The organism is Legionella maceachernii, from assembly GCF_900167045.1.
GTDB classification, from domain to species: domain Bacteria; phylum Pseudomonadota; class Gammaproteobacteria; order Legionellales; family Legionellaceae; genus Tatlockia; species Tatlockia maceachernii.
Map to the genome: position 1 here is coordinate 19,019 of NZ_FUXJ01000023.1, position 23,737 is coordinate 42,755.

The window sequence follows — 23,737 nt, forward strand, 5'->3', positions numbered from 1 at the left end:
AGTGGGGCATATCCCCCATAAGAGAGTATGCCTTGAAAAAAGAACAGAACAAACGAAGCATCTATTCTCCAAAGTTAAACTTTTATTGGAAATGCTCGTAAAAGTTCATAAACAAATTAGAAAGGAAAAGGAGGTAACTGATTCCTATCTTTAAGCCAAAATGGATGATGCCATTCTTCATAGATGGAAACAGGCATATTGCTTTGCTTAAATTCATCAAAAGATAAGTCGCAAAGAAACCATTTAAGGAATTCCGCGCAAGTTTCCGGGCTTATTAATTGACCGGACTGATAAGCCTCATCAAACATTTTATGTAAATGAAATGAAGTTGTTTCTCTTAAAATTTTTTGAATTCTTGTATCCACTTCCCCTGGAATAACACAAGACACACCAATATTTTTCTCTGCTAACTCTTTTCTCACAATAGCAGTTACTTCATCCAAACCCGCTTTGCTGGCACAGTATGTTGAACTTTCTTTAAGTTTCAGAGTAGCTGCTCTTGATGTAACAAATAAAATCCGAGACTTCTCAGGCATCTGCGCGGCAAGTAGTGCCGTAAGTTTCATTGGAGCTAATAAATTAACCTGAAAAACTTCGTCAATACTGTCACAATCGTATTCGGTCAACGGACGTGGAGGACTTTTCATTCCTGCATTTTGAACTAAAAGATGAAGTGGTATTCCAGAATCATTAATAATTTTAGCAACCTGTTCGATATCGCTATTGCGAGTAAAATCCGATTGAATGGGAACAAAACGAGGATATAGCGCTTTAGTATCCTCTAAGCTGCTCACATCCCGCCCTGTTCCATAGACAGCCCAGCCGTCACCTAAAAGAATTTTAGCAAGTTCAAGACCAATTCCATGGCTGGCTCCGGTCACTAATGCAGCTTTATTATTGTTGATGTTCGTCATGAAGCATTCCTTGAAACTTAAGTTACTTTCATGCGGTATGGTAATCAAAGTTGGCGAAAGTTAAAAGGTTATTCCTAATTCATGTGTTACTAATTGAGTTAATTCTGGAATACTTGCCTTGACTTGAATAATAGTAGGTAAAACCTGAAGCACCTGTTCAATACCAATGTCCTGCTGCTCTTTATCAGAACTAAAAGAACGGTTTATATTATATACTAGCCAATTGATCCAATTGCCAAGAACACCATAAAAAGCAGCTTCCAAATGATCCTGATTTATTGTTATTCCAGAAGACGCATATGTATTTAGCATTTTTATAAATAAAGTTTTATTAAACAGCGGAGTAGTAATTCCACTCCAATCAAGAGCACAATTGACTATTTCATAAGTGGGATTAAGTTTTCGCGCAGACTCCCAATCAATGAGAAATGGAGTATCATTTTTATCCCATAAAACATTTTTTTGATCCAAATCACCATGGCTTACTACACTACTACTTTGTAGAATAGGTATTGCTTTTTGATAGATATCGTTAAGCTCAATTATAACTCGTTGATTACTTTTTAATTGCTCCTTAAACACCAAATTTTTGCTTGCTGACTGGTCTATTAACACACTAATTTTTTCATTGGGATGAATATCAAATTCTTGAGCACTTAGCTGGGGAACATTAAGATTAATAGGATGAATTTCAGCCAAAAGAGTGGCTATTTTAAGCGCATGCATCTCAGATATAGCGTCTTTATCCAATGCTTTTGCTGTTATCCAAGGATAAACAAGAAAGGCCTCATCTTCTGAAAGGATTAAGTAATTATTTTCTAATTTTAGAGCATGAACTGCGGGAATAGTACGCTGGGAAAATTGGAAAGCTATCTGTTCTGTCAATTCATATTGGGATTTAACTTCTTCAGTCAATTGGATGCTGCTATTGAGTTGTTTTACAGCAAACTGCGAGCCATTGCACTTCAGATACCACATTTTATGTAAAAGACCGCCATAGACTCTTTGAGGCAAGTCAAAAGGTTGGTTCATCTTTAATTTTTTACAGATTGTTTCTAATTGACTTCTATTCACTATGAGCCGCCTTAAGAATGCCTTGCGTCTCTGACTCTTCATTAAAAAATTTAACAAAAAATGTTTTGCTTAACTTGGGATTTTTTTTATTGATTCTCGTAAATTCCGGCATAAAACCGCACTTTTTATAAAACTCTGGAGCTTGAAAAGCACTGGTCACCAAATTGATATTATTAAAGCCCTGACCTTTGAAGTGATGTTCAAGAGCAAGTAATAACTGTTTGCCATATCCTTTACCACGATAAGCACTGTCTACCCAAATATCATCCACATAAATTTCTGCAAACGCAGTAAAGGCATTAAGCGCACCAAAAATTTCTCCATGGGCAGAAGAAATGGTCACTGAAAAACGTCGATAATTGACGTCAATACCATGCTGAGCCTCATAGGCAATAAATCCATTTGTCATTCGTTTTTCCGTAGCTTCATCAAGTTCATCAACAAATTGGATTTGATATTCTTTTTTGCTTTCTAAAGGCTTGCTGCATTCATGTGCTGTACTATCAAAACGAAAAATAACTCGTTGTGGTTGATGCGGATCATAATTGATTGTTTTAATTGCTTCCTGGAAATTGCCCATTGTAATTTTTGAAATAGTTTTGCGCCAAAAACTAAGCCCTCGCTTATTTTCTGGAATCACAGAAACCTCCCATAAGCCTGGATGCATTTTCCATAATTCAGAGGAAACTAAATAACCTAAACCTTTGCCTTGAAACTTAGCAGTAATAAAAAACTCGCCCATATTCCATGCAGTATCAGGGTAAACTCCTTCGTGATTTAATAGAGCAAAACCAGCTAATTCATTACCAACTTTAATCAGAAAGGCTTTTCTTGTCGGCTCTTCAAAGTATTTTTTAAAATCGAAGCTTTCATACAGGCCATCGGAAGGCAAAGCCCAATCATCTGAAATAAAACCACAGTCACGCGAGAGTTCATATACATAAAATCGTGCCATGTTTTGGATGGTAGGATAATCATCTAATGTTGCTGTCTCAACTTTTAAAGCAGAGTGTAATTCTTTGATGTTCACAGCATTTTCCTTAAATACAGTTTCGCCATATGACCTTCATTCTGATATCCAAGCGATTTGTAAAAATCATGGGAGCCCTCTTTCGCTCGCCTAAGTCCAGATGTCAAATCAATGATACAGGGACTAAACTTTCTGGCAAATTCCTCAACAGTAATCATAAGCTTTTTACCTATTCCTTGATTACGATATCCTTGGTCGACCACAAGGCCTTCCATATGAAATCTTGTTATTTCGGAAACAAAAAGATAACTCTTAGACCAAGCAATCCAACCAACAACTTTTCCAGCAATTTCCGCAAGAAGGACACCGTAATGCAGTTCACTAGTAAATAGCTCTAGTCGTCTTTGCAACTCCTTAGACGATTGCGGATAACCCAATTGCTCCATTAAAGGGTGAAGATGTTGAGCATCATCAATTAATGCTTTGCGGATAATCAGTTCAGAAGGCACTTTATGACTCCAGATTAACTCTATCCCCGGATAGATTAGGAGATGAAATCACCAAAAAAGAAACCAAATTTCCAGAACTATTTTTCACTTTATGGGTTATCCCTGCTTTAATACTTATTCCTTCCTGTTCCTGTAACATCTGTTCATAGTCTTCAAACTCAATAACCAATTGTCCTTGCAAACAATAAAAAAATTGTTCTGTTTCCTGATGATAATGTTTTACCTCAAAACTGCCTGAGGGCATCGTTTCATAAAGAACGTTAAACTGACCATCATTTTTTAACCACCATGCATCACAATTTTGTCCCCACTTAAAATGAGGCGCATTGTTTATTGAGACAACCTCTTCTATCACCGCAGATTCTGATACAGGCAGTATTGGTTTTTGACTTAAGCTCGAGACTGAATCACCATTTAAGAGTCCGATTTCTCTTGTTGCCTGAAATTCTTTCCGCAAAAAATAGAATATAGAGTTTTTCTGAAACCCATGCCGTTCAAACTCAAGTTCAAATCCTAATTTTTTATAAAATTCTATTGCTTCCCAATCCATAGTATTAACTGTTGCAAAAGCACAATCTTTTTCATTGCCATACCTCAATGCCGCTTGCATGAGCTTTGTTCCCCATCCTTGATGTCTGATGGACTCACTCACCCAAAGATTATCGATATGAAGACCTCCATAGAGGGTTCCACCACTACAACCACCAATAATGCTATTATCTGCATCACGAATAAAGCATGCAAAGAAATCTAAGGATTCGAATCCTCTTTGTTGTTTGGCGTACTCCTTAATTCCATTTGTTAATATTTGAACATCATCAGGGTTTGGATTTTCTAAAAACGATAATTTTAAAGTCATCTCATTTATTCCACTGTAGGAGGCCAGGCACCATGCTCCACATAACTTGCCTCATCACTGCCTGACCAAGGTGGCATAGTAACGCAAATAAACACCAAATCTGCTGCATCACTTCGATATTGAAAATGTGTTCCCAAGGGAATATCGATGCTGACTCCAGCAGTTAAAGGGGTAATGCTCTCTTCATCGTTCAACTTACGCCAAATAGTTCCTTCCCCAGAAAGGACATGCCAAAATTCAGATACAGTTTTATGACGAACTGCTTTGGAAATTGTGCCTGCCTTCAAAGTACAGTGAGCCATTCCACCTAAATGATTATTCATCAGCAATCGAACCTCAGCTCCTGCTGGTGAAGTGTGTTGATATTCTTTGGGTATTTCTTGTGTATTCATTTATGCCTCTATTAAACCAATGCTCTCATCAGTTTTATCAAGTGGTTATTTCTTCATTTTTAATTTTGAATCGTAACGCAAGTAGTATCTGCATCTAAAGTAACTACTTTGCCAATTGGAAGAATGCAATTTTGCTTACCATGTCCATAGGAAAACTCTTTAATACAAGGGACTTTTAATTTAGAAGCCCATTCATTGATTACATCTTCTACCGTACCATCGCTCTGATTCAACTTCTTACTTTTATATTGTTCAAATGTACCAAAAATAACGCCGGAAACTTCATCAAAAATTCCTGCTAAATCTAATTGTGAGAACATGCCATCAATATTATAGGGCTCGACGCCAACATCTTCTACCAACAAAATACTTCCTTTAAAAGTAGGCATGTAAGGCGTGCCCATTAAATTAGTCATAAGGGTTAAATTGCCACCAAGAAGAGTACCTCGGCTAACGCCTCCATGAACCTTTATTCCTTTGCGAATTGTGTACTCTTGGCCTAACAAAGAAGAAAATAATGTTTTTTTAACTTGGGTACTTAAATGAATGGTCAAAGTAAACCCTGTATAACTTACTAAGCCAGTGTTTTTAAATAGGCCTAATTGCAACGCTGTAGTATCACTAAACCCGAATAATGGTTTTGGGTTTTTCTTAATCAATTCATAATCTAAGAAAGGTAAAAGTCGTTGCGAACCTTGTCCTCCTCGGGTTGCAATAATTGCTTTCACTTCTGAGTCTATAAAGAAATCCATCACATCTTGTGCACGGTCACGGTCTTTACCAGCTAAAAATCGTTCTGATGCAAACATATGCTTTGCATACTTTACATTAAATCCATTCGACTTTAATAAATGAACTCCTACTTCTATTGCTTTTTCCGTAATAGGACTCGAGGGAGAAATAAGCCCCACGATATCTCCTCTTTGCAGTGGTTCTGGACATAGAATATTCATTTATTACCTCAATTATTTTCTGCACTCAAAAACAATACTTTCGTCTGTTTCATTAGGCGATGCATTTCGGTCAAATGCTTTAACCGTTCGTACATTGCTAAAACCAACCTCATTGAGCAAATTGAGCAAGAAAGAAAGATCTTGATAAATTCGAATTTTGTATTCCTCAACCTCTGTTTGAATGACACGGTTGTTATCAATCAGTTCATATTTACCTATAGAGTAACAAATCTCCTCATCGAGCATAGCTAATTGGCTGAGTAGGATGATTGTGCCATCTTCTTTTGGCCATCTTGTGCCTCTCCATATACCTAATTCTTTAGGAACCGCATAGCGTGTTTCTACTTCAAATACAAAAAGTCCTTTATCTTCCATATGTTCATAAATGGTTTTTAAGGCTTTTTGGATATCCACCTTTTCTGTGATGAGACCAAATGAACCACTGGGTATAAAAATTAAAGAATATTTAGCGGATTGATTTAAATCTTCAATAAAACCATGCCAGGCTTTTGGCTTAAGATTTTTGCTCTTCGCTTTTGCATGCAGTCGCTCTAGCATTGGTTGACTTGCATCAAAGCCAAGAACATCAAATCCTTCTGCAGCCAAAGGCAGTAAAAATCGACCTGTGCCGCACATAGGCTCTAAAATCAAGCCTTTAGCCTCTGCGGCATAGCTTCGATAGAATGAGTATTCATCTTGTGGTGCATTAGGTTTACTTAAATCATATACTTCAGTACAAAGGCTCTGATAAGTTTCCAGTTTTTTCATGGGTTCCTCATTGAAATCCAATACCATTAAATATTCGTCATAGAAGGTACCATTAATTTTAAGTGCTTTAGGTTCGGTACCATAAATTCGAAATCCTTGCTTTTGATAAAAAGCTTGAGCCACAAAATTACTTACTACACAGGTTAGGTGCAATTGAGTAACGCTGGCTTTTGCATGTTGGATCAGGGTCTGAATTAATGCTGTTGCAATACCTTTCCCTCTGTATTCAAGACGAGTATACATACCCCAAAGCACACCACGGTGTTTTGTTTTAATTGAGTTAAGTGTATAGAATCCAGCACAAGACACCAATAAATCGTCAACAAAGACACCCAATACATATCCTTTACTTAATCCATGTTGAAAATCAGCATCGGACATAAGCACTTCCTCTTCATAAGAAGAGCCAAAGCTTTCAGGTGAATTCTTTAGGGCTTCTAATCGAAATGATTTCCATAGTTCCCAGTCTTCTTGCATTACCCTTTTTATCTTCATAAACTGATCTCCATCACCGTTACAGGATGAGATTTAAATTCATCCATACCGATTTTTTTCCAACCCAAGCGCCTATAATACTCAGGTATAGTAGGATCAAGAGCAAACAAGTACAGTTTTTCAAAGCCAAGTTCTTTTGCTTTCTCGACTGCGGCATCAACTAATATTTTTCCGATCCCCTGTTTTTGATATTTTGGATCAACCACCAAATCACCAATCCACGGCCCTAAATCTGGTCGAATATCTTCGTTTAATTGCAAAGTACAAGAACCTACAGGAATTTCATCGTATAGCGCAATGTAAGTAAAAGGCATATCTTGGTTCAGCTCTTCGTAATACAAAGATTCAATTTCTTCAATTCCGATCTCTGGCATCCAGATTTTACCTAAAACTTCATGCCAAATCTTAGCAAGCTTTGGAATACAGTCTGAATATTGTTTTAGGTAGGCTATTGTTATCATCATAATACCTGTAAAAATGGATTATTCCTCGCACTCGTGGCAAGGCGTTCCTTGATGAAACACCATTTGCCAACGATTGTGTTTGTATTGCCAGAGCGAAGAACGTAAAGAACTTTTTGAGGCAACAGTAACCTTATAAGTTGCCAACATGACTTCAGGCGACACCTCTAAAACTGAAAAATCATTAACCATATAGCTTCGTTGCTCTTCTTCTGGAAGAGAATCAAGTAGGTCGTTCTTATTGTAAATTGAGCCAGAGGCCCCATACTCGATAAATTCATCAGCAATCAATAGTTTCAGTTGCGCAATAGATTTTCTCGTTTCCGACCTTAATAGAGAAATTTCTAGCTCATAAATCAATTGGTGTTCTTGTTTCATAGCGATTTTCTCATCAAATAAACGTTGAAATCCAAAAAACAATTATGCTCTGTCATGGATATGACAACATACCCAAGCTGTTCATAAAAAGATCTTGCCTGAAATTCGGCCGTCTCAATGGTAATCACTTGGCAATTCTTTTGTTTTGCAAAAATTTCCAGTTTTTCCATGAGATTTCGTCCTAATCCTTTTTGTCTAAAATCCGGATGAACCCAAATGCAATCGACATAGCAATTGGCTCGAGTGACATCCCCATAACAACCTGCTAAAACGGTCCTTTTGTCGATAGATTTTATGTAGATGGTAAAGGGAGTATGATTGTAAGCACCAATCATTTCTTCATTGTAGATCTTTAAGCCGTCAGATAAAATGGCAGTGATTTCTTGGTTGGTTCGTTCTTCGAAACAAATCTCATAGTTATTGTTCTTGGCTAAAATTATAAGCTCTGGTATTTTTGCATCTTCTGGTGCATCGGAATGATAACCGCTCCAAAGAATACCTCCATAAGGTTGTAGTATTTTTTCAACCAACTTTTTTAAATGAGTTGAATCACCTTCCTTATAAACTCGATTAAAACTTTCAGAAAACTCCCTGGCTAAATCAGGATTTTCTTGATGCAAATAGCGAATGATTGATTTACCACTGGCGCACCATTTATTTTGAGCTCTAAAATAAAATTGAGACAATGCTTCAAAAAGCCATGAGGCTGAGGCAATTTGTTCTTCATAAGACTTAGGAGATAAAATATCTTCTAAGACATCCGTAATTAAAAAACGCTCTTTATCAATTTGATTTTTATCCCAAGAAAGAGGTCCGCGCTTTAAGTAAAGATGGGCCTCCTCTCTAATCCCGTTTGAAAAATCGCTAGCTGGCATCATATCTTTTCCCGACAAAATCATTTGAATGGTTCCTGAAATACCGGAATTTATTCTCGATTCTTCAAAAAAATAACGAATGGATTCTCTGTCGTGTACAAAAGCATCAATAGGCCAACCTTCATAAACAAAGGCTTCACGATAAGCTCTGATTAATTTTTCATAGACGATTACGAGATCTAAATCTGAGACTTGGGTTTCTTCCCCTTGAGAAACCGAACCGGCCCAAAAAACAGCACGTGCTTCTGAGTAACGTTCATGAATTAACTTTTGAATTGTTTCTTGAGGTGAGCAACGCATGTAATCTGTTTCCTTTTTTTTCGCTAAAATCACCTGATTTCCAGGTTGATCTATTTTATTTGATCAGTCATTTCGACATTACCATCAATCGGTAAATCTTTTTCGCATTTTTTACTTTGTACTTTTTCTTCTTTTGCAACAACGACGTGACGGTGATTTGGCAGAAGTTGGGCATTCAATTCTTGCAATGCAGAACCAATAATTCCTTTTTGTGGCTTTTTATAACGATAATACAACCATCCTTTCTGTTCTAACCATAAGCAGAACCGATTAAAAACATATGCGGTAAACAGAATCCCAATCAGATAAATAAATAATCTCATAATTCTCACTATTTCATTAATTTTCGCCAAACTCAAAAAAGTCTGGCGAGTTAAAAACCATTATTGATGTGTTTCTAGTGCTTTACTTATCCAAGCTGATGCTTCTGCATTGAACAGTAATTTAATATGCCATGGCTTTATCATCTCCTGAGGAGGCGGCATTGTTTTTAAGGCTTTTACTTCATGCTCTTGTCGCGAAATTTCTTGCCATAATAAAATACCGATTAAGTAATCTCTATTTCCTGCAGCTAAATAATTATCGATTAAGTCTTTCCATTCTTGAGCAAGCCTTTTCCCATGCTCTCCTTCAGGTGGAGAGTTCATGTTATCGATAATTTGGTTGTACAGATTATTCCAACGCTTCAACGAATAGGCCATCATCGCACGCGACAACCAATAAGCACCTTCCGGGGTGATTTCCAATTGGGTTAGTCTCCCAGATTGTATGCTTTCCAAAAGACTGGCTCCCAATTTGACTTGCTCAGTAAAAAATTTCTTCATTTTTTTTGATAAATCTTCCATAACAGCAGCAATTCGCTCACCATCTGGTCCTTCAGGATCACCTACCTTTTGTTGGTTAATTTCCTCAATAATCGAATCTCTAAGTGCAAATTCTTCAGGAAATTGCTCGTAAAGAAACAAGTAGTCTTCAAATTGAGAAACAGTTAATTGTTTTCCAGCCCACGTTTTTTTCAATTTATCTCGTAGATTTTCTGTCATTTTATACCCCTCTATGAGTAACAACAAATCTTGCCAATTAGGAAACATTGATGCAGAACGGCTTTTTAGAATTTCTTCAAGCACTTGATTCACTTTCAGTAAATCTTCACTTTGCTTTCTGATTACTTGATGTTGTGCTTGCAGGTGAGCATAAACATTGGAATGTTTTTGCAGAATATCCTTTATTTTGCTTAATGAAAAACCAAAATACTTCAAAGCAATAATCTGCTGTAACTTTGCCAAATCCGGCTCGGTGTAACAGCGGTAGCCATTGGGCTCACGATAAGAGGGTTGTAACAAACCTATTTTGTCATAATGCCGCAACATGCGAACCGATGTCTGAGTTAACTCACTGATTTCTTTTATATGCCATTTTGTCATCATGTCTCCTCCCAAGATTGAGAATAGGGCATGACACTATGTTAGGGTCAATAGTCAAATTCAAAACCTGTTATCCAATGAGTTTTTTACCAAATAATGGTGTAAGCACCATTTGCATCATTCCATGATGCCACTCATCGAGTGGCTTTACTCCTGATGCTGTTTCCGGAATCTGTCAATAAAAATGAATTATTCCGTCTTGTCTAGGCGTGCCTTCTTAAGCACTCAAATTTATCGATAATTAAATATTCTTTTATTATTCTTGTTCAAATGCAGTATAAAATTTGAGAAAAGATGTTTCAGGCCAACAACGTTTTAATTCAGCTAACATGGCTTGAGCCATCGCTCGTAAGTAGGGTAAATGTTGATAAGCATTGCTACTATCTATAAATGCTTGCAACCTCGATAAAACCCTAGGTCTAACCCAGTTATCTTCTTCATTCCATAAAGAATCCTTCGGTACAGGACCTGAAGGTCCAATCCTATCTTTTTCCCAAGTTGAATTAATAAAAGGTATCGTTTGTTGTAAAAGCCAAAAACCGCAGGCATAGGTATAAGCTTGATTGTATTGTTTATCATCAGTTGCTTCTGAAATCGTTTGTTTGAGTTCCTCCCTATAGATTTGTTCCATATGCTCAATAACATCCGTAGGAATGGCTTTAGCACACCAGCACGTTGGCATACTCATTCGCAAATAAGTCCCATCTAACAAAGCATTACGCACAACACACCATTCAAAATCAATAAGCTGCAAATCTTTAGTTTCTGCATGATCAAATACATTATCAGGACAAATGTCCCCATGAGTCAGAACAGTAAAAGATCCGGGCTTTATTACATATTCAATTAAAGATTTCGCTTCTTCAATGCATTCATGAGTTAAAGTTAAGCCTAAATTTTTATTTGCCAATCCCAGTTTCGGTAATAAATCATTCAATGTGAAATTAAGCTCATCATCAACCGTTTCCGCCTCAGGATGAATCATTTGCAAAATTTGTTCATAAAGCCCGGTATTTCCAAAACTTGCTGCATGAAAACTTCCCAAGGCTTTCATAAAACGGGTTAATGCAGCAATAGCTTTTTTGCGATCAGCTACAGTAAGTGAATCGACTAAACTAACATGCTGAACTCCTAAATCTTCAATCAGAATAAATCGATACTCTTTACTTCCACCAAAAAACTTTGGGACATTATGCTTGTTTTGCTTAATCTCAGAGGCAAATTCAAGACCTGCCCAATCCCTTGCAAATCTTGCATAAGCTTCCTCATCATTAGCATCGGTGTCTTCTCGTAAAGATTGTTTTAAAATAATACTTTCAGGGATTTCTTTCGTTTGGCTTGATAAAAAGAGTCTTACTACGCAATTTCTCCGTTCAGGCTCACTTAAAAACTGAGTGGAAATTATCTTAACCTCTGCATCAAATCTCTTATTTAATATATAGGTGATTTTATCAAGAAGATTAGAATCAAGAATTCTGTGTTCATTTATGGAGCTTGCTTTCATCTTTTAAACCTAAGTTGGGATCAAGGAGCTTTATTTCTATGCGTTCTTTTCCGCTGCCAATATTAACCCTTTTTAGGGTAATGAATCCAACTTCCGCGGTTGATTGTACATGTGTTCCACCACAAGAAACCTTAGAAAATCCTTCAATCTCCCAATAACGTCTTTGATTCTTTACATCGGAAAAACCAGTGCGAATAAGCATATCTTTTGCAATAATTTGATTGTATTCAAACAAAAGAGAGTCAAAAATATCCGAGATATTGTGCTGATAGCTAAAGTCAATTCTAGCCTTATGTTCAGCAATATGCGCACCTATTTTTTCAATGGGAAGCATTCTTTGGACAAGTTCCAAGATTAATTCAGCAGCAAAATGAAGACGCATCAATTTGTAGCGACGAACAAAGTCGATTTCCATAAGGACAACATCCCCTTTAGAAAGCCCATGCTCCGAAGGTAATGTATAATAAATCAAGTCATCTTCTATTTCAGAATGAGTGACCATCAGGCCATTCACGCGAACTGTATCACTTTCTTGACCACCGGAAAACGAAAAACCAATAGTCTCTGCAAAAAGTAGGCGATTCTCATTTACTGACACTACTTTAGTCATTAATTGGCGTTGATAGGGATTATCCCAAAATATTTTTTGCATAACTTACTCTCTAATCTTTACCACTATCCCATTTGTTACCTGCTTAAGTGCTTCTGGAGACAATGAAAATACTGCGTTGGGCGTTCCTGCTGCGGCCCAGAGGACTTCATGGCATAACAAATCTTCATCGATAAGAACCGTATTAATAACATTTTTGTGGCCAACTGGAGGGATCCCACCAATCGCAAAACCAGTTATTTCTCGTGTAAAATCTGCATCAGCCTTCCCAATAGATTCACTGATGAGATTCCCAATCAGGCTCTCATTCACACAATTAACACCACTTGCTAATACCAATACCGGCTTGTTGGTTTTTTCAGTGCAAAATAATAGTGACTTCACAATTTGAGCAACACCACAACCCAAAGTATCAGCGGCATCTTTTGCAGTGCGTGTGCTCGAATCAAGTTCCTTGACCTCACACGATAGACCCTTTTGAGATAAAAAATCCTGTATGATTTGGGCGCTTTTACTTAAATTTTTACCTTTATTCATCATGATCACTTACTTATCATCGCCACAAAGAACACTTCCTAGTCAGCTCTGTCACTACATCCCAATCCCCAAATAAAACAATGCCATAGTAAATCAGATCGCTATCGTTAACCTGTGCCGTTCTTTCAATTTGCTCTTGATAGGTACCCACAGTCATCGTATCGGTAAAATCATTAAAAAGAACATTTTTTGCTAAAGCATGCTGGCGTAATGTTCTAATTTTATTGGAGTTCTCACAAAGAATGATAAAAGGTATTTCTGAAATATAAGGGTGAGAACCTCCATCTGCATCTCGATAATTGGTTAAACGCAGTTCTTTTTCACCAATCACAGCGCCTAAACCAATACACATATGAGCAAGCGCATTCATCACTTTTCCTGGCTCAATACGCTTATTAAGCACCGCAACCAGTTTGTTTTTAAAAGGGTGTTCCACCATACAGTCCTCCACAATCTACTTCACAATTCGTGCGTTATAACGCATAATAAACCAGTATACATTCGTGCGCTAAAACGCACAAGCTTTTATTAAGGGACATCATGCAAGAAATTTCAAACCGTATTGCAAAAACATTAAAATCATTAAGACAAGAACGGGGTTGGAGTTTAGATAAAACAGCACTTGAAACCGGTGTTTCTAAAGCGATGCTTGGGCAAATTGAACGAGAAGAATCAAGTCCAACGATTTCTACCTTATGGAAAATTGCGAGCGGCTTTCAAGCCTCCTTTTCTTCGTTTATTGAAGACAGTCTGGATAATTCAACCAATCCTGTTTATAGGGCGGGACATGCTGAAACCTTGCATCCAGATGATGAAAAAATACGAGTACTGCCTCTATTTCCTTTTGATGAGCAGTTACATTTTGAATTGTTTGTTATTGAGTTATTGCCCGAATGTGAACATCTTTCACCTCCCCATAAACATGGAGTCATTGAGCATGTCATTGTTGTGGATGGAACCATTGAGCTTTTGTTAGGCGGGAGCTGGAAAAAACTTTCTAAAGGAGAAGGGCTTCGTTTTAATGCCAATCAACCGCATGGCTACCGGAATCCAACCAATGAACTATCGCGCATCCATGATATTATTCATTACCCACCCCAATATAAATCGCCTTAATCGATTATGGTACATAAAACAAAGGCGTTAATGCCATAGTTTTTAAGTCATGAAGCCACTCATTGCGTGGCTTTCCTCCTGGCGCTGTTTCTTCAAACCAGTTGTATTTACACCAAAGGTAGATATCCAAGCTTTTCATTTGCGAAAAATGATTCATTTCTTTTAATTCGTCTGAACTCAATGGCCGGATTTGCCTATACCCTTCTATAAACCATTCAAACAGGGGTTTCCAGAGAGGCCATGGCTTGTTGCATAAGTCCAAAAAAGGTTTAGCGATATCGGCAAGATACCAATGATAAACTGGCTCATCAAAATCAATCAGATGAACGCTCTCACCATCATAAAGCACATTGCCAGGACGATGGTCCCCATGGGTTAGGCCAAAATGTGCTGAGTTGATTGAAAAAGTTTTGAAGCGTGTCGTGATGGTTTGATATAAATCCTGGATCAGAGCCTCTTCTTGACGCGCATAATCCCAAGTTTCACGCCACAAATCTTCCCAAGTTAAAAAATGATGTTCCGATGCAACATAACTTTGCGAGGCTTGATGCAATAGACCTAGGGCGCGGCCCCATGTTAGATAAACTTTTTTATCTGGATAATCAAAATTCATGATTTGCCCTGGCACCTCACGGCAAACATGAACAAAAAATTCCAAATCATCTTGGTGTACCGTTTCGACATCATTTCCTTCTTGGGATACAACCGGTTCACAAATAGGCGTACCACACAAAAATAAATGCTTCTGAAAATCAATGGCACTCAAAAGTTCGTGAGCTTTTCGTATTTTTTCATGTGTCATGCGAAGGTAAAAGCCTTGGTTCTTAGATTCAAATCGATAAACACAGTTAATTTGATTATTTATAAGCTTAAGATGGGTAGGTTTTTTTACCCACTTCTTAGCAGCACGATTCGCCGTTTCATCCGTAATTTTTTTTAATGTGTCCTCCCAAATCATTTTTGGATACTCTTGTTGTTCAGATAATCAGCTCTGGATAATCGATAAAGCACATGTCGTTTCAATGGACTATTGTGCTCCAATTTGGGATGATCAAAATCATCCTTTGTGTTATGTTGTAAACCAATTTTTTCCATAACACGTCTTGAAGCTAGATTATTCACTGCTGTAAATGAAACTACTTCGGGAAGATTTAAAGAGGTAAATGCATAATGCAAAACCGCTTTTGCTCCCTCCGTAGCATAACCCTGATTCCAATGCGTTGAGGAAAGTCTCCAGCCAATTTCAACAGCAGGGGTAAAGTGCGCTTCAAAAGAAGGGGTCATTAACCCTAAAAATCCTATCATTTCTCCAGTATTTTTTAGTTCAACAGCATACAAAGAAAATCCCTTCTCTTTATAATGTGCAATCATCCGCTCAATGCCTGCTTTTGTAGCACTCCTGTTCCCTATTCCTGGTAAAAATTGGCATACCTTTTTATCTTGATCAATAAGTGACATAGGATCAAGATCAGCTTCTCTCCAAGTACGTAAAATCAGATGGGAAGTTTCAAGAATATTCATAGGAGCCTCTATAAGAAAGCATGTTTATCATGAGTAGGTAATTAGCGTCTTCACTGTATTGCGTGGGAAGAAAACCAGCCTTTTGATAGCACGCAATGGCTTGCTCGTTTCCAATTTGTGGATCAACCACAACGGCTTTAAATTTGTAGAGTTGTTCGGCAATAAAACGCCTTATAATTTGCCTACCCAACCCTACTCCACGAAACGTTGGCTCTGCAATAAAAAGGTCGATACCAGCCAATTGTTCTGGTGGTGCCTCGTCAAACAAGGAAGCATTATATCCTGAAATTCCTTCGGGTAAATGGTCGGAAAGACAGTAATATTGAATAAAACCAATTGGTTTTTGATTCAAATAAATAATAAAACTCGGGACTGGATCTATGCCTTCAATACGGGGTGAGTACTTTGCACTAATATCTTCCAAAGAAAACTGTTGATTTCGTGCATACCCTTGCTTCACCGTAGGCTCTGCAAACCATTGGGTCATTAAGTTCAAATCTCTTTGACTCAATGGTTTAAATTCCAGATTCTGATTTTTACTCCCATAGACTAAGGAAGTCCAATCCAAAATACGACGCGCTGACTCCTCTGCTGAAAGGAGACTCACATCTAGAGTCATTTCATACGGCTCTTTGCTAAAATAAACGTCTTCTTCAAACAGTCTTTTTGTAATGAGTGCCTCATCCTGTGTTTTAAAATAGCCTTTTCGATCTGAATATTTTAAGCGTTTAACAAGCTCTGCACCATTGCAAATCAATCGGATAGGAACAAACATAGCTTCCCGTTTTTGAGCAACGGCTTGTACTTGATTAAAAAACTCCTGATGCCAAGAATTATTCGCTAAGAGCTCATAGGTAATAACAAAGCTCGTTTCTTTAGAACAAACCTCAGTCATCGTATCAAAAATCACATCTCGGGCCTTGTTAAGCGCTGCCCATCCTTTATCATCAAGAGACCAAAATACTTGAGCATCGTTACCTAGAAGTTTTAGAACCGGATCGATCCAAGCATGGTGATGCGCTAATCGAAACTGAGAAGCCAGTGTTGTAATTGCCTCGCCTATAGTTTTTTTACCGGTACCTGCAATACCCATCAAGAGTATCATCATATTCGTCGGCATCATTTATTAAAATCCTGTCACAATACTGTACTCTTCTTTATGTGTAAGCACACGCATCAAGTGCGCCACATCATATGGACTACGCAGCTCAATGAATTTCACTTTTGGATATTGGTTCTTTAGAGCATTTAATAAAGGGTTAATCCGTTGTTCATAGTTCCACATATAACTTAATAACGACCATCGTACCGTTTCATTGCAACCAGCGGCTCTATCATCGATTTCTGAAGCCTTATAAAACAAGCGCTTAAATACCCGCCAATAACATAGCCATTTGGGTAAATTAAAGTACAAGCACATATCGGCTTCGCGATAACGTATCTCGAATGATTTACTGGAATTACCATCAATAATCCAGCAAGGCTTAGCAACTAATTCTTTTTGGAGTGACAAAAAATCCTCATATTCTCGTGGCACCCAATCGGCAATAAAAAAATATTTATCTAAATGGAATAATGGAATATTTAAACTCTTTTGCAACATAACAGAAAAAGTGGACTTGCCACTTCCTGGTCTACCAATAATCATGATGCGTTGTAAGTTTATCATTTCATTCAGAGTTTAATTTACAGTTTTCTTTTCTTAAGGATGCAAATGATTGTTGTATTCATCCGCTACACTATCTAAAACTTTAAGTAGTCTGTTCTTCACTTAACTGTTTAAGTACGGTTTTTATCGTAGCATGGGAAAAACCTCGGCCACTTAAGAAACGAGCCAATTTTGTATTTATCGCCTCATCTGTATCATTTTTAAATCCACGCATTTTTTTCCGAGCCTCATCTAGGGCGCGAACTTCTTCCAGTTCAATATGTTCTAAGATTTGCTCAATCACCTCTTCTTTAACGCCCTTTTGTTTTAATATTTGTTGAATAAAACGGTTTCCTTTATGGATATAACGGGCACTTAATGATTCAGCCAAACGATTATCATTAATTAAATGTAATTCCCGAAGGCGAACTATGGTTGCATGAATCTGAGCATCTAACTCGGGCACATGCGAAAAATCCCTCTCTAATTGCCTTATGAGCTCTTTTTCACTGCAATAATGATTGGAAAGATATTTTATTGCTGCATCGATGAGTGTATTCATACTAAAGCTCTACTATAAACCACAATTTTATTTTTGCTTTTGCCAAGACAGCCTGATTTATTTAGAATACCATTATAACAGGAAAATATTGAGTCTTTTATGCCAAAAGAAGGAAAGGCCAGAGTCTTAAGTGAAGCAGAGTTTAAGCGACTGCTTATTGTTGCCAAAGATGGGCAATTCTCTATAAGAAATAGTGCCCTTGTGTATTGTTCTTTTGGACTTGGATTGCGAGTGAAAGAAATCGCCTCTCTCACTATTGCAGATGTAGCCGATTACAACTATCAATTGACTGAAGAGATTTGTTTGAAGCGCTCAATGACCAAAGGTGAAAAGCAGCGTTACGCTTATCTTGCCAATGAAAAAATCCGCAAAGCACTCCAAGCTCATCTCGATACCCTAAAACCTGTTGCACGAGACAAACCCTTATTTCAGACCCAACGTAAAAGTCGCTTTACACCCAATAGTTTGCAAAAATGGTTCAAGTCACTCTATGATAAGGCAGGAATTATTGGAGCAAGTTCTCATTCTGGTAGACGTACTTTCATTACCCGCTTAATTGAGCAAGGCGCTGATATTAAAGCAGTCTCTCGCCTTGCAGGTCATGCCAACATTGTCACCACCGCAATTTATGTTGAAGACAACCCTGATCGCCTGAAACGTATTGCTAACTTGGCTATTTTCTAAATGACACCATGGTTTATTACTTTACCTTGGTTACACTATTTGGATTTTACCTACAATGAAGTCTACCATGAGGCACGCTTTGAAAAAGACAAACGCTATTATGTACTTCGTTTAGAGAAAGATTTACTAGATGATTGGACAATCACCGCTATTAACGGACGAATAAAATCCAAGTTGGGACAAAGAAGAATATTGGCTTTTTCAACGTACACAAATGCGTTTGCTCAATTCTTAATCATGATAAAAATCCGTTATCAGCATAATTATCGACTTAAAATTTTGTATAGTGAAAATATTTTTTCCCTTCACAATCTGCTGTTTCTTTTAGTATCACAAAAATATGCTAATAAAACCCATGCCAAAAGGAAGGAAAAACCAAGATCCGAGTTGAGTCAAAATGATTGTTCCACGACTGTTCAAAACAACTTATCTCATACAAAAGCATTCCAACTTGACTTATTTTTTTAATTTCTAAAAAGAAAAGTGATCATTAAATAATCAGACCGATTTAAGGGCGCTTTAATAGTGATTAGAAAGAAGCTGAGCTCTTGCCACACTTTACCATTCGCCGTAGTCCAATCGTCTCTTGAAGGTAAAATTTGGAGGTCATTTTTTTCCAGTATACCAGTAAAATTATAACTACAGACTTGAGGGCAAACATCTTCTAATTTTTCCACATAGTTATCCACTAATTTTGTGAATAAAAAGTCGCTGTCGCGAAATGTTTTGCTTACAAAATAATCGATAAATCCTAATTTAACGCATTAACAACTAGCTAAAATCAGAGTGAACCCATCCATCTCAATCATACCAATTGCATGTTCATTTTTTCGATAATATTTGCATTATTTGCTGCAATATTATTCACCTCATCAACTTTTGGATGTACCTCGCCTGCAAGACAGCGGGTAAGCTGCCTTAAATTGAATCCAAATACAGCAGCGTAACCAGCGCTTTTGGTGGTTTCATCCGATTTCATGCGACTTCTGCCTAATTGGCCGCCATGTTTCGTGTGGCCAATCAAAGGCTCAATACCAGCACGTCGATGATGCAATAATTGCCTGATTGTCCATGGCGTTGTTTCGCGAGCCGCATTGAGCGTCCTATCAGGACGGGGTAATTGAATTTCAAGGACGCCTTTTTCAATCAATAGTTGTTCGTTGTTCAATGAATAATATCCTTTATCTGTCGCAACCGATGCCAGTAACCCCTTTCCAAAAAGATGCTCATGAGTATTCAGCATCAGCGGTAAAGACTGAGCATCTGGCATATAAGTAGAGGTGCATTCGCCAACAAAAAGAAAGTTACCTCCAATACGTCCTAATTGATAGGCGCGACCAAACTGCAATCCTTTATTTAATTTACCTTTGTTAAAACAGCCGACTTCATAAGCATGCAATGAAGAAATCGATGTATTGATAATGCCTTCAAAAAGATAGCCATGTACATTCTGTAATAACATAGTCCCCCGCCAGCTCAGTGTCTCGACAGCACGGCGAAGTGCCCAATATTTACCCGATGCCAATTGATTACCAAATAAATAGATATCATTTAAGATAGGCAGTACCTCAGCATACGTTTCACGCCATAACCGCTGAAGCACCACGGATAATATACCCTCACCAACATCCTTACGTTTCAAATTAAAATAATACAGTGCGATTTGTTTTAAATTGCTTAGTCCAACACGGTAACGCTTCATGCCACCACAGCACAATTGATTCAGTCCTTTTCCAACTTTTGACGCAAGAACAGCAACCTTAACCAATAAATTGGCGATTGCGGGATAGACTATATTAGCTTCTTGAACGGTTGAGTCAATATCAAGCTCCGTAGGATTAGCGTAATTCAGTTTAACGGCGTGTTGCGTTATCAAATTGGCAAGTCGGCGCTGCGTTTCAGGGCTTAATCGAGAGCGAAACGCCTCGATTTTGGTATGGTCTGGCACATGCCATTTCTTGATGAGACGATAACCACAAAACAATTGAAAGGCGGCATTATCTCGTACTTGTTGTTCTGTTACACGGTCAGTAAGGTTGAACATCTGTTGTAAAATATAAACACCAAGATGAATGCGTATGCGTAAGGGTCTACCCATCCACCAATGTTTTCTATCCGTACGTTGTAAATCGGGCAATACTAATTTCAGCATCTCCTCCCAAGGAAGTTTCTGAGCCAGCTTCATCAGGCGATGGTCATTGCTGATTGCAATGGTGATGTTGCCGCCTGTGACCGGTTCATCAAAGCCATCTACATCTAAACTCATTTTTTACTTACACCCCTTTTATCGCACCGTTCTTTGTTTTGCTACCAACTTGGCGCATCCGCCACTGAAAAACACCAGATTCCACCACCAAATGGATAAGTGCTTTTTGAGCATGCCTTTTCGTAGGCGATACGTCTGGTAATGACTTAAAATCCCAAGATAAGAGTTGATAGAACATAAAAAGGCCATTTGCTCATCGATGGTGGGTTTGTGGTCTTTGATAACTGCATTATGCTTTGTAATGGCGTCATAAAAGTTTCCTTTGATGCGACGACCTGCATAAATACAGTGTGGCTTCAGTATCACCCCAAGAAACGGAACACCTTTGCGATAATGCTGCAGGTATCGCTTGCGCGGATGAAGCTCAAGTTCGAGCTCTCCCTGTAAATACTGCTCCATTCGGGGTATGAGTGATTTTAAAAACATTTTATCTTCGTGCACCAGAATAAAATCATCGACGTAACGGCCATAGAAACGCACGCCCAAATCGTGTTTGATATAATGGTCAAAGGAATTCAAATAAAAATTAGCGAACACCTGACTTGTGAGATTGCCAATAGGCAGCCCGCAGTGGGATCTGCTATAAAAAAGGCTCTTGTCTTTCGGAAAGTCCTGCCAGTCGCGTCGTTTTCCCTTGATAAAACAGCGCCTGGTTGGCTCATTTTCAACGATTTTCCTGGCTACCTCCAGGATTAATTTCTTATCGGATTGGTTATAATGCCTCTCGATAAAGCAGCGAAGGCCTTCCCAGAGAATACGTCGATTAATGCGGATGAAAAAACTCATGATATCGAGTTTTAGCACGTAGCAGTCTTTTTGGTAATTTAAGGAGCATTTGCGGATAAATTGCGCCGCACGCGCAATGCCCATATGTGCGCCACGCCCTTTACGGCTCGCATAGCTGTCGAAAATAAAGGCTTTCTCAAACAAGGGATTTAATTGATTAATTAACCAGTGATGCACCACCCGGTCACGAAAATCAGCGGCAAAGATTTCGCGTTTCACCGGTTTATCAATCACAAAAGCAATGGAGCGTCCAGGATGCCAGGTGCTGGAATTGAGTTCCTCTCGCAAAGCAATGAGATTGCTTTCATAATCCGTTTCAAAGCGGAGCGCATTCATGGTGTTGCGCTTGTTCTTGCGGCAATCAAAGTAGGCCTGGAACAAGGATTCCAGTGTCGCGCCGTGCTCCATATGATCATGTTCTTCTTCTCCCATAGTTTATCCCAATAAAGTGGTGTGGACCTGTTAAATGCCCACACCGATTGTGACTTTGCTTTGTTTAAAACCCCGAACACACCGAACAGGTTGTTCGTTGTTCTTATTGTCGTTGTTGTCGTTACCCGACGGGAAGTTCACGTTCCACGCGTTGTTGTTGTCGTTCTGCGACGAACTCCAGTAGAACGCGGACGAAAACCCGCCAAACGCAATACAAAGGCGTTTTGGTCTACATAAGGCATCTTATGCAGACACGAATCAACTGCTGCTATACAACAGTCCCTTTGTCGCTTTTAAACAAAAGCATGCTCGCTCATGAACACCGTAGCCTTCATGATTCTGGCTTTCGGCTGGCATTACGCCAGCCAGTCACCTGTTTGCCTATGCGTGTCAAGAGTTCACTTAACTGGGCTTGCCTTTTAAGTGATATCAGCTTCATCTCAACACACAAGCGAACTTCCAATTTCAATAACTCCATCTCATCTAAAAACACCTCCAAATGCTCTATCCTGTTTTGATGCTTGTTGGCCCGGTAAATACAACGAAGCAAATGAAGGGCATCGCGCTTCATATCCTGGCCCAGTGTGTATCGATATTCTCTTGGAAAATCACGGGTTACCTCAAACACTCTCAGAACCAACTGATAACTGTCCTTATAAACCGGTAACTCCGTATAGAAAGCCATTAATAAAAATCCAAATCATTCGTCTTTAAAGAAATCATGAGGCAGCTACGCTGCCTCAAAAGAAAAGGGATAAAGGGGTTAAGGGGTAAAAGCCCGAACACACCGAACAGGAAGTCCGCTGAGCTTATCGTCGACGTTGACGATACCCGACGGGAAGACCACGAACCACGCGTTGACGAGGTCGACCTGCGACGAACTCCAGTAGAACGCGGACGAAAACCCGCCAAAGTTACAGGGAATTGCAAGATTGGAACACAATGCGCCATGGACTGCAGACAGCTCATTTCTTGCCGGAAGATACCAGTCAACACTGAGGTTTCGGCAACGTTGGGCGGCGCAGTTATTGGGATCACTTGAACAAGCTGTATCAGCGACAATAGCATTGGTATTGCCAACCCCATCATCCAGGCTTGTTGCGCCAGCTATATTTGAAAAAGCACCTGTCCATTGGCTGTTAAAACCTTGCGCCACATCAATGACGACTTTGCCACTGCCCGCGCTTTCTTGAAACACCAATCCCTCCAGATAAGAGAAGGCGATTAAGGTCGTGGGGCTGTTGGCAGTGTTGCTGCCGCTGACGGTAATCGTGCACGGTGCGTAAGGGGAGTTGGAAGTCAGTTCCAGCGTGCAACTGGCTCCAGGGGCCACACTGGTGCAATTGCTATCGTCAACGGACAGATTAGGGCAGGCTGCCTTATTGCTGACTGTAATTGCATTGGCATTCACGGCACTGCCCGCATCATTGGTGACCTCTAAAGAAAGCGCTGTTCCTGATACTGCAACGACCCTGCTTTGTTGTACAGGGTTGGTGATACTTATTTGCGGTTGGCTGGTCACCGTCACATCGACATTCACTGTGTTGGTATTGTCTCCGGCGATAGGAATAGTCGTTGGTCCTTCTTGTGTGCCTGAAGCAAAAGTAATCGTACAGCTTGCCCCAATTGCAAGGCTCGCCCCACACGTCGTGCTTTGTACGCTGATGTTACTGCCTCCTGGAATGGTTGCAACTACATT

The 23,737-nt window shown here is 38.9% G+C and carries 30 protein-coding genes and 1 pseudogene; 3 read left to right on the forward strand and 28 right to left on the reverse strand.

The window, feature by feature from the left end; translation table 11 throughout:
* Positions 1–116: 116 nt before the first annotated feature.
* The 18 genes and pseudogenes from B5D33_RS14905 to B5D33_RS14985 all read right to left on the reverse strand — a co-directional run bounded on the left by B5D33_RS14905 (position 117) and on the right by B5D33_RS14985 (position 13,462).
* On the reverse strand, positions 117–914 hold the full coding sequence (locus B5D33_RS14905) for an SDR family oxidoreductase (RefSeq protein ID WP_078767495.1): 798 nt from the start codon (positions 912–914) through the stop codon (positions 117–119).
* Positions 915–974: 60 nt separating this feature from the next.
* Positions 975–1,988 carry an aminoglycoside phosphotransferase family protein gene (locus tag B5D33_RS14910; protein WP_058453046.1) on the reverse strand — a complete coding sequence of 338 codons (1,014 nt, stop codon included), beginning with the start codon at positions 1,986–1,988 and terminating at the stop codon, positions 975–977.
* Complete coding sequence (locus tag B5D33_RS14915) at positions 1,981–3,018, reverse strand: GNAT family N-acetyltransferase (protein WP_058453045.1); 1,038 nt, start codon at positions 3,016–3,018, stop codon at positions 1,981–1,983. Before B5D33_RS14915 ends, B5D33_RS14910 begins: the two co-directional genes overlap by 8 nt.
* Entirely contained in the window at positions 3,015–3,467 is a 453-nt protein-coding gene (locus tag B5D33_RS14920) for a GNAT family N-acetyltransferase (RefSeq protein ID WP_078767496.1), read from the reverse strand. The genes B5D33_RS14915 and B5D33_RS14920 overlap by 4 nt, the downstream gene beginning before the upstream one ends.
* A 1-nt stretch (position 3,468) precedes the next feature.
* The gene (locus tag B5D33_RS14925; protein ID WP_058453044.1) at positions 3,469–4,326 is read right to left on the reverse strand and encodes a GNAT family N-acetyltransferase; all 858 of its coding nucleotides are present in this window, start codon (positions 4,324–4,326) and stop codon (positions 3,469–3,471) included.
* 5 nt (positions 4,327–4,331) lie between these two features.
* Positions 4,332–4,718, reverse strand: coding sequence for a cupin domain-containing protein (locus B5D33_RS14930; RefSeq protein WP_058453043.1), 387 nt, complete (start codon positions 4,716–4,718; stop codon positions 4,332–4,334).
* A gap of 59 nt (positions 4,719–4,777) precedes the next feature.
* Entirely contained in the window at positions 4,778–5,671 is an 894-nt protein-coding gene (locus B5D33_RS14935) for a S66 peptidase family protein (RefSeq protein WP_058453042.1), read from the reverse strand.
* Between the two features lie 12 nt (positions 5,672–5,683).
* Positions 5,684–6,439: a class I SAM-dependent DNA methyltransferase gene (locus B5D33_RS16900; RefSeq protein ID WP_058453073.1), complete on the reverse strand. Its 756-nt coding sequence runs from the start codon at positions 6,437–6,439 to the stop codon at positions 5,684–5,686.
* A 42-nt stretch (positions 6,440–6,481) separates the two neighbouring features.
* Positions 6,482–6,934, reverse strand: a pseudogene (locus B5D33_RS16905) (GNAT family N-acetyltransferase); the annotation flags it as partial.
* A complete protein-coding gene (locus tag B5D33_RS14945; RefSeq protein WP_011212576.1) occupies positions 6,931–7,395 on the reverse strand; it encodes a GNAT family N-acetyltransferase in 465 nt (154 codons plus the stop codon). The pseudogene B5D33_RS16905 and the gene B5D33_RS14945, both read right to left, overlap by 4 nt.
* 21 nt (positions 7,396–7,416) lie before the next feature.
* Positions 7,417–7,773 carry a nuclear transport factor 2 family protein gene (locus B5D33_RS14950; protein WP_011212577.1) on the reverse strand — a complete coding sequence of 119 codons (357 nt, stop codon included), beginning with the start codon at positions 7,771–7,773 and terminating at the stop codon, positions 7,417–7,419.
* On the reverse strand, positions 7,770–8,981 hold the full coding sequence (locus B5D33_RS14955; protein ID WP_058453041.1) for a GNAT family N-acetyltransferase: 1,212 nt from the start codon (positions 8,979–8,981) through the stop codon (positions 7,770–7,772). The genes B5D33_RS14950 and B5D33_RS14955 overlap by 4 nt, the downstream gene beginning before the upstream one ends.
* 17 nt (positions 8,982–8,998) lie before the next feature.
* A complete protein-coding gene (locus B5D33_RS14960) occupies positions 8,999–9,271 on the reverse strand; it encodes a hypothetical protein (protein ID WP_058453040.1) in 273 nt (90 codons plus the stop codon).
* Between the two features lie 60 nt (positions 9,272–9,331).
* Positions 9,332–10,375, reverse strand: a complete 1,044-nt coding sequence (locus B5D33_RS14965; protein WP_011212580.1) for a MerR family transcriptional regulator — start codon at positions 10,373–10,375, stop codon at positions 9,332–9,334.
* A gap of 253 nt (positions 10,376–10,628) precedes the next feature.
* Positions 10,629–11,876: a phosphotransferase gene (locus B5D33_RS14970; protein WP_058453039.1), complete on the reverse strand. Its 1,248-nt coding sequence runs from the start codon at positions 11,874–11,876 to the stop codon at positions 10,629–10,631.
* Positions 11,854–12,528 carry an alanyl-tRNA editing protein gene (locus tag B5D33_RS14975; protein ID WP_058453038.1) on the reverse strand — a complete coding sequence of 225 codons (675 nt, stop codon included), beginning with the start codon at positions 12,526–12,528 and terminating at the stop codon, positions 11,854–11,856. The genes B5D33_RS14970 and B5D33_RS14975 overlap by 23 nt, the downstream gene beginning before the upstream one ends.
* A gap of 3 nt (positions 12,529–12,531) precedes the next feature.
* On the reverse strand, positions 12,532–13,023 hold the full coding sequence (locus B5D33_RS14980) for a YbaK/EbsC family protein (RefSeq protein ID WP_058453072.1): 492 nt from the start codon (positions 13,021–13,023) through the stop codon (positions 12,532–12,534).
* 16 nt (positions 13,024–13,039) lie between these two features.
* The gene (locus tag B5D33_RS14985) at positions 13,040–13,462 is read right to left on the reverse strand and encodes a DUF2000 domain-containing protein (RefSeq protein WP_058453037.1); all 423 of its coding nucleotides are present in this window, start codon (positions 13,460–13,462) and stop codon (positions 13,040–13,042) included.
* 101 nt (positions 13,463–13,563) lie between these two features.
* On the opposite strand from B5D33_RS14985, the gene B5D33_RS14990 reads away from it, so the two are divergent.
* Entirely contained in the window at positions 13,564–14,139 is a 576-nt protein-coding gene (locus tag B5D33_RS14990) for a helix-turn-helix domain-containing protein (protein ID WP_058453036.1), read from the forward strand.
* A 4-nt stretch (positions 14,140–14,143) separates the two neighbouring features.
* Here B5D33_RS14990 and B5D33_RS14995 read toward each other — a convergent pair whose 3' ends face one another.
* The 5 genes from B5D33_RS14995 to B5D33_RS15015 form a co-directional block, all read right to left on the reverse strand.
* On the reverse strand, positions 14,144–15,097 hold the full coding sequence (locus tag B5D33_RS14995; protein ID WP_058453035.1) for a phosphotransferase enzyme family protein: 954 nt from the start codon (positions 15,095–15,097) through the stop codon (positions 14,144–14,146).
* Positions 15,094–15,660, reverse strand: coding sequence for a GNAT family N-acetyltransferase (locus tag B5D33_RS15000; protein ID WP_058453034.1), 567 nt, complete (start codon positions 15,658–15,660; stop codon positions 15,094–15,096). The genes B5D33_RS14995 and B5D33_RS15000 overlap by 4 nt, the downstream gene beginning before the upstream one ends.
* Positions 15,647–16,783 carry a GNAT family N-acetyltransferase gene (locus B5D33_RS15005; protein ID WP_078767498.1) on the reverse strand — a complete coding sequence of 379 codons (1,137 nt, stop codon included), beginning with the start codon at positions 16,781–16,783 and terminating at the stop codon, positions 15,647–15,649. The genes B5D33_RS15000 and B5D33_RS15005 overlap by 14 nt, the downstream gene beginning before the upstream one ends.
* Before the next feature lie 3 nt (positions 16,784–16,786).
* A complete protein-coding gene (locus B5D33_RS15010) occupies positions 16,787–17,329 on the reverse strand; it encodes a P-loop NTPase family protein (RefSeq protein ID WP_058453033.1) in 543 nt (180 codons plus the stop codon).
* Between the two features lie 82 nt (positions 17,330–17,411).
* Entirely contained in the window at positions 17,412–17,870 is a 459-nt protein-coding gene (locus B5D33_RS15015) for a regulatory protein RecX (RefSeq protein ID WP_011212590.1), read from the reverse strand.
* Positions 17,871–17,969: 99 nt separating this feature from the next.
* On the opposite strand from B5D33_RS15015, the gene B5D33_RS15020 reads away from it, so the two are divergent.
* Entirely contained in the window at positions 17,970–18,554 is a 585-nt protein-coding gene (locus tag B5D33_RS15020) for a tyrosine-type recombinase/integrase (protein WP_058453032.1), read from the forward strand.
* Positions 18,555–19,022: a hypothetical protein gene (locus tag B5D33_RS15025; RefSeq protein WP_058453031.1), complete on the forward strand. Its 468-nt coding sequence runs from the start codon at positions 18,555–18,557 to the stop codon at positions 19,020–19,022.
* Here B5D33_RS15025 and B5D33_RS15030 read toward each other — a convergent pair.
* The 5 genes from B5D33_RS15030 to B5D33_RS15055 form a co-directional block, all read right to left on the reverse strand.
* Positions 19,019–19,231, reverse strand: a complete 213-nt coding sequence (locus B5D33_RS15030) for a hypothetical protein (protein ID WP_058453030.1) — start codon at positions 19,229–19,231, stop codon at positions 19,019–19,021. The genes B5D33_RS15025 and B5D33_RS15030 overlap by 4 nt on opposite strands.
* Positions 19,232–19,359: 128 nt before the next feature.
* Positions 19,360–20,820, reverse strand: coding sequence for a transposase (locus B5D33_RS15035; protein ID WP_058453029.1), 1,461 nt, complete (start codon positions 20,818–20,820; stop codon positions 19,360–19,362).
* An 18-nt stretch (positions 20,821–20,838) separates the two neighbouring features.
* Positions 20,839–22,038 (reverse strand): reverse transcriptase domain-containing protein, encoded by a 1,200-nt coding sequence (locus B5D33_RS15040; RefSeq protein ID WP_061820158.1) that lies wholly within the window; start codon positions 22,036–22,038, stop codon positions 20,839–20,841.
* A gap of 331 nt (positions 22,039–22,369) precedes the next feature.
* Entirely contained in the window at positions 22,370–22,723 is a 354-nt protein-coding gene (locus B5D33_RS15050) for a four helix bundle protein (protein ID WP_058453028.1), read from the reverse strand.
* Positions 22,724–22,801: 78 nt separating this feature from the next.
* Positions 22,802–23,737: Lcl C-terminal domain-containing protein (locus tag B5D33_RS15055; RefSeq protein ID WP_139364756.1), on the reverse strand; the 936-nt coding region annotated here is incomplete at its 5' end.

Coding starts and splice junctions, on each gene's coding strand:
- B5D33_RS14905 (WP_078767495.1), bottom strand. CDS start 914: ATGACGAACATCAACAATAATAAAGCTGCATTAGTGACCGGAGCCAGC.
- B5D33_RS14925 (WP_058453044.1), bottom strand. CDS start 4,326: ATGACTTTAAAATTATCGTTTTTAGAAAATCCAAACCCTGATGATGTT.
- B5D33_RS14930 (WP_058453043.1), bottom strand. CDS start 4,718: ATGAATACACAAGAAATACCCAAAGAATATCAACACACTTCACCAGCA.
- B5D33_RS14935 (WP_058453042.1), bottom strand. CDS start 5,671: ATGAATATTCTATGTCCAGAACCACTGCAAAGAGGAGATATCGTGGGG.
- B5D33_RS16900 (WP_058453073.1), bottom strand. CDS start 6,439: ATGAAAAAACTGGAAACTTATCAGAGCCTTTGTACTGAAGTATATGAT.
- B5D33_RS14945 (WP_011212576.1), bottom strand. CDS start 7,395: ATGATAACAATAGCCTACCTAAAACAATATTCAGACTGTATTCCAAAG.
- B5D33_RS14950 (WP_011212577.1), bottom strand. CDS start 7,773: ATGAAACAAGAACACCAATTGATTTATGAGCTAGAAATTTCTCTATTA.
- B5D33_RS14960 (WP_058453040.1), bottom strand. CDS start 9,271: ATGAGATTATTTATTTATCTGATTGGGATTCTGTTTACCGCATATGTT.
- B5D33_RS14965 (WP_011212580.1), bottom strand. CDS start 10,375: ATGATGACAAAATGGCATATAAAAGAAATCAGTGAGTTAACTCAGACA.
- B5D33_RS14970 (WP_058453039.1), bottom strand. CDS start 11,876: ATGAAAGCAAGCTCCATAAATGAACACAGAATTCTTGATTCTAATCTT.
- B5D33_RS14975 (WP_058453038.1), bottom strand. CDS start 12,528: ATGCAAAAAATATTTTGGGATAATCCCTATCAACGCCAATTAATGACT.
- B5D33_RS14980 (WP_058453072.1), bottom strand. CDS start 13,023: ATGAATAAAGGTAAAAATTTAAGTAAAAGCGCCCAAATCATACAGGAT.
- B5D33_RS14985 (WP_058453037.1), bottom strand. CDS start 13,462: ATGGTGGAACACCCTTTTAAAAACAAACTGGTTGCGGTGCTTAATAAG.
- B5D33_RS14990 (WP_058453036.1), top strand. CDS start 13,564: ATGCAAGAAATTTCAAACCGTATTGCAAAAACATTAAAATCATTAAGA.
- B5D33_RS14995 (WP_058453035.1), bottom strand. CDS start 15,097: ATGATTTGGGAGGACACATTAAAAAAAATTACGGATGAAACGGCGAAT.
- B5D33_RS15000 (WP_058453034.1), bottom strand. CDS start 15,660: ATGAATATTCTTGAAACTTCCCATCTGATTTTACGTACTTGGAGAGAA.
- B5D33_RS15005 (WP_078767498.1), bottom strand. CDS start 16,783: ATGATGCCGACGAATATGATGATACTCTTGATGGGTATTGCAGGTACC.
- B5D33_RS15010 (WP_058453033.1), bottom strand. CDS start 17,329: ATGATAAACTTACAACGCATCATGATTATTGGTAGACCAGGAAGTGGC.
- B5D33_RS15015 (WP_011212590.1), bottom strand. CDS start 17,870: ATGAATACACTCATCGATGCAGCAATAAAATATCTTTCCAATCATTAT.
- B5D33_RS15020 (WP_058453032.1), top strand. CDS start 17,970: ATGCCAAAAGAAGGAAAGGCCAGAGTCTTAAGTGAAGCAGAGTTTAAG.
- B5D33_RS15025 (WP_058453031.1), top strand. CDS start 18,555: ATGACACCATGGTTTATTACTTTACCTTGGTTACACTATTTGGATTTT.
- B5D33_RS15035 (WP_058453029.1), bottom strand. CDS start 20,820: ATGAGTTTAGATGTAGATGGCTTTGATGAACCGGTCACAGGCGGCAAC.
- B5D33_RS15040 (WP_061820158.1), bottom strand. CDS start 22,038: ATGGGAGAAGAAGAACATGATCATATGGAGCACGGCGCGACACTGGAA.
- B5D33_RS15050 (WP_058453028.1), bottom strand. CDS start 22,723: ATGGCTTTCTATACGGAGTTACCGGTTTATAAGGACAGTTATCAGTTG.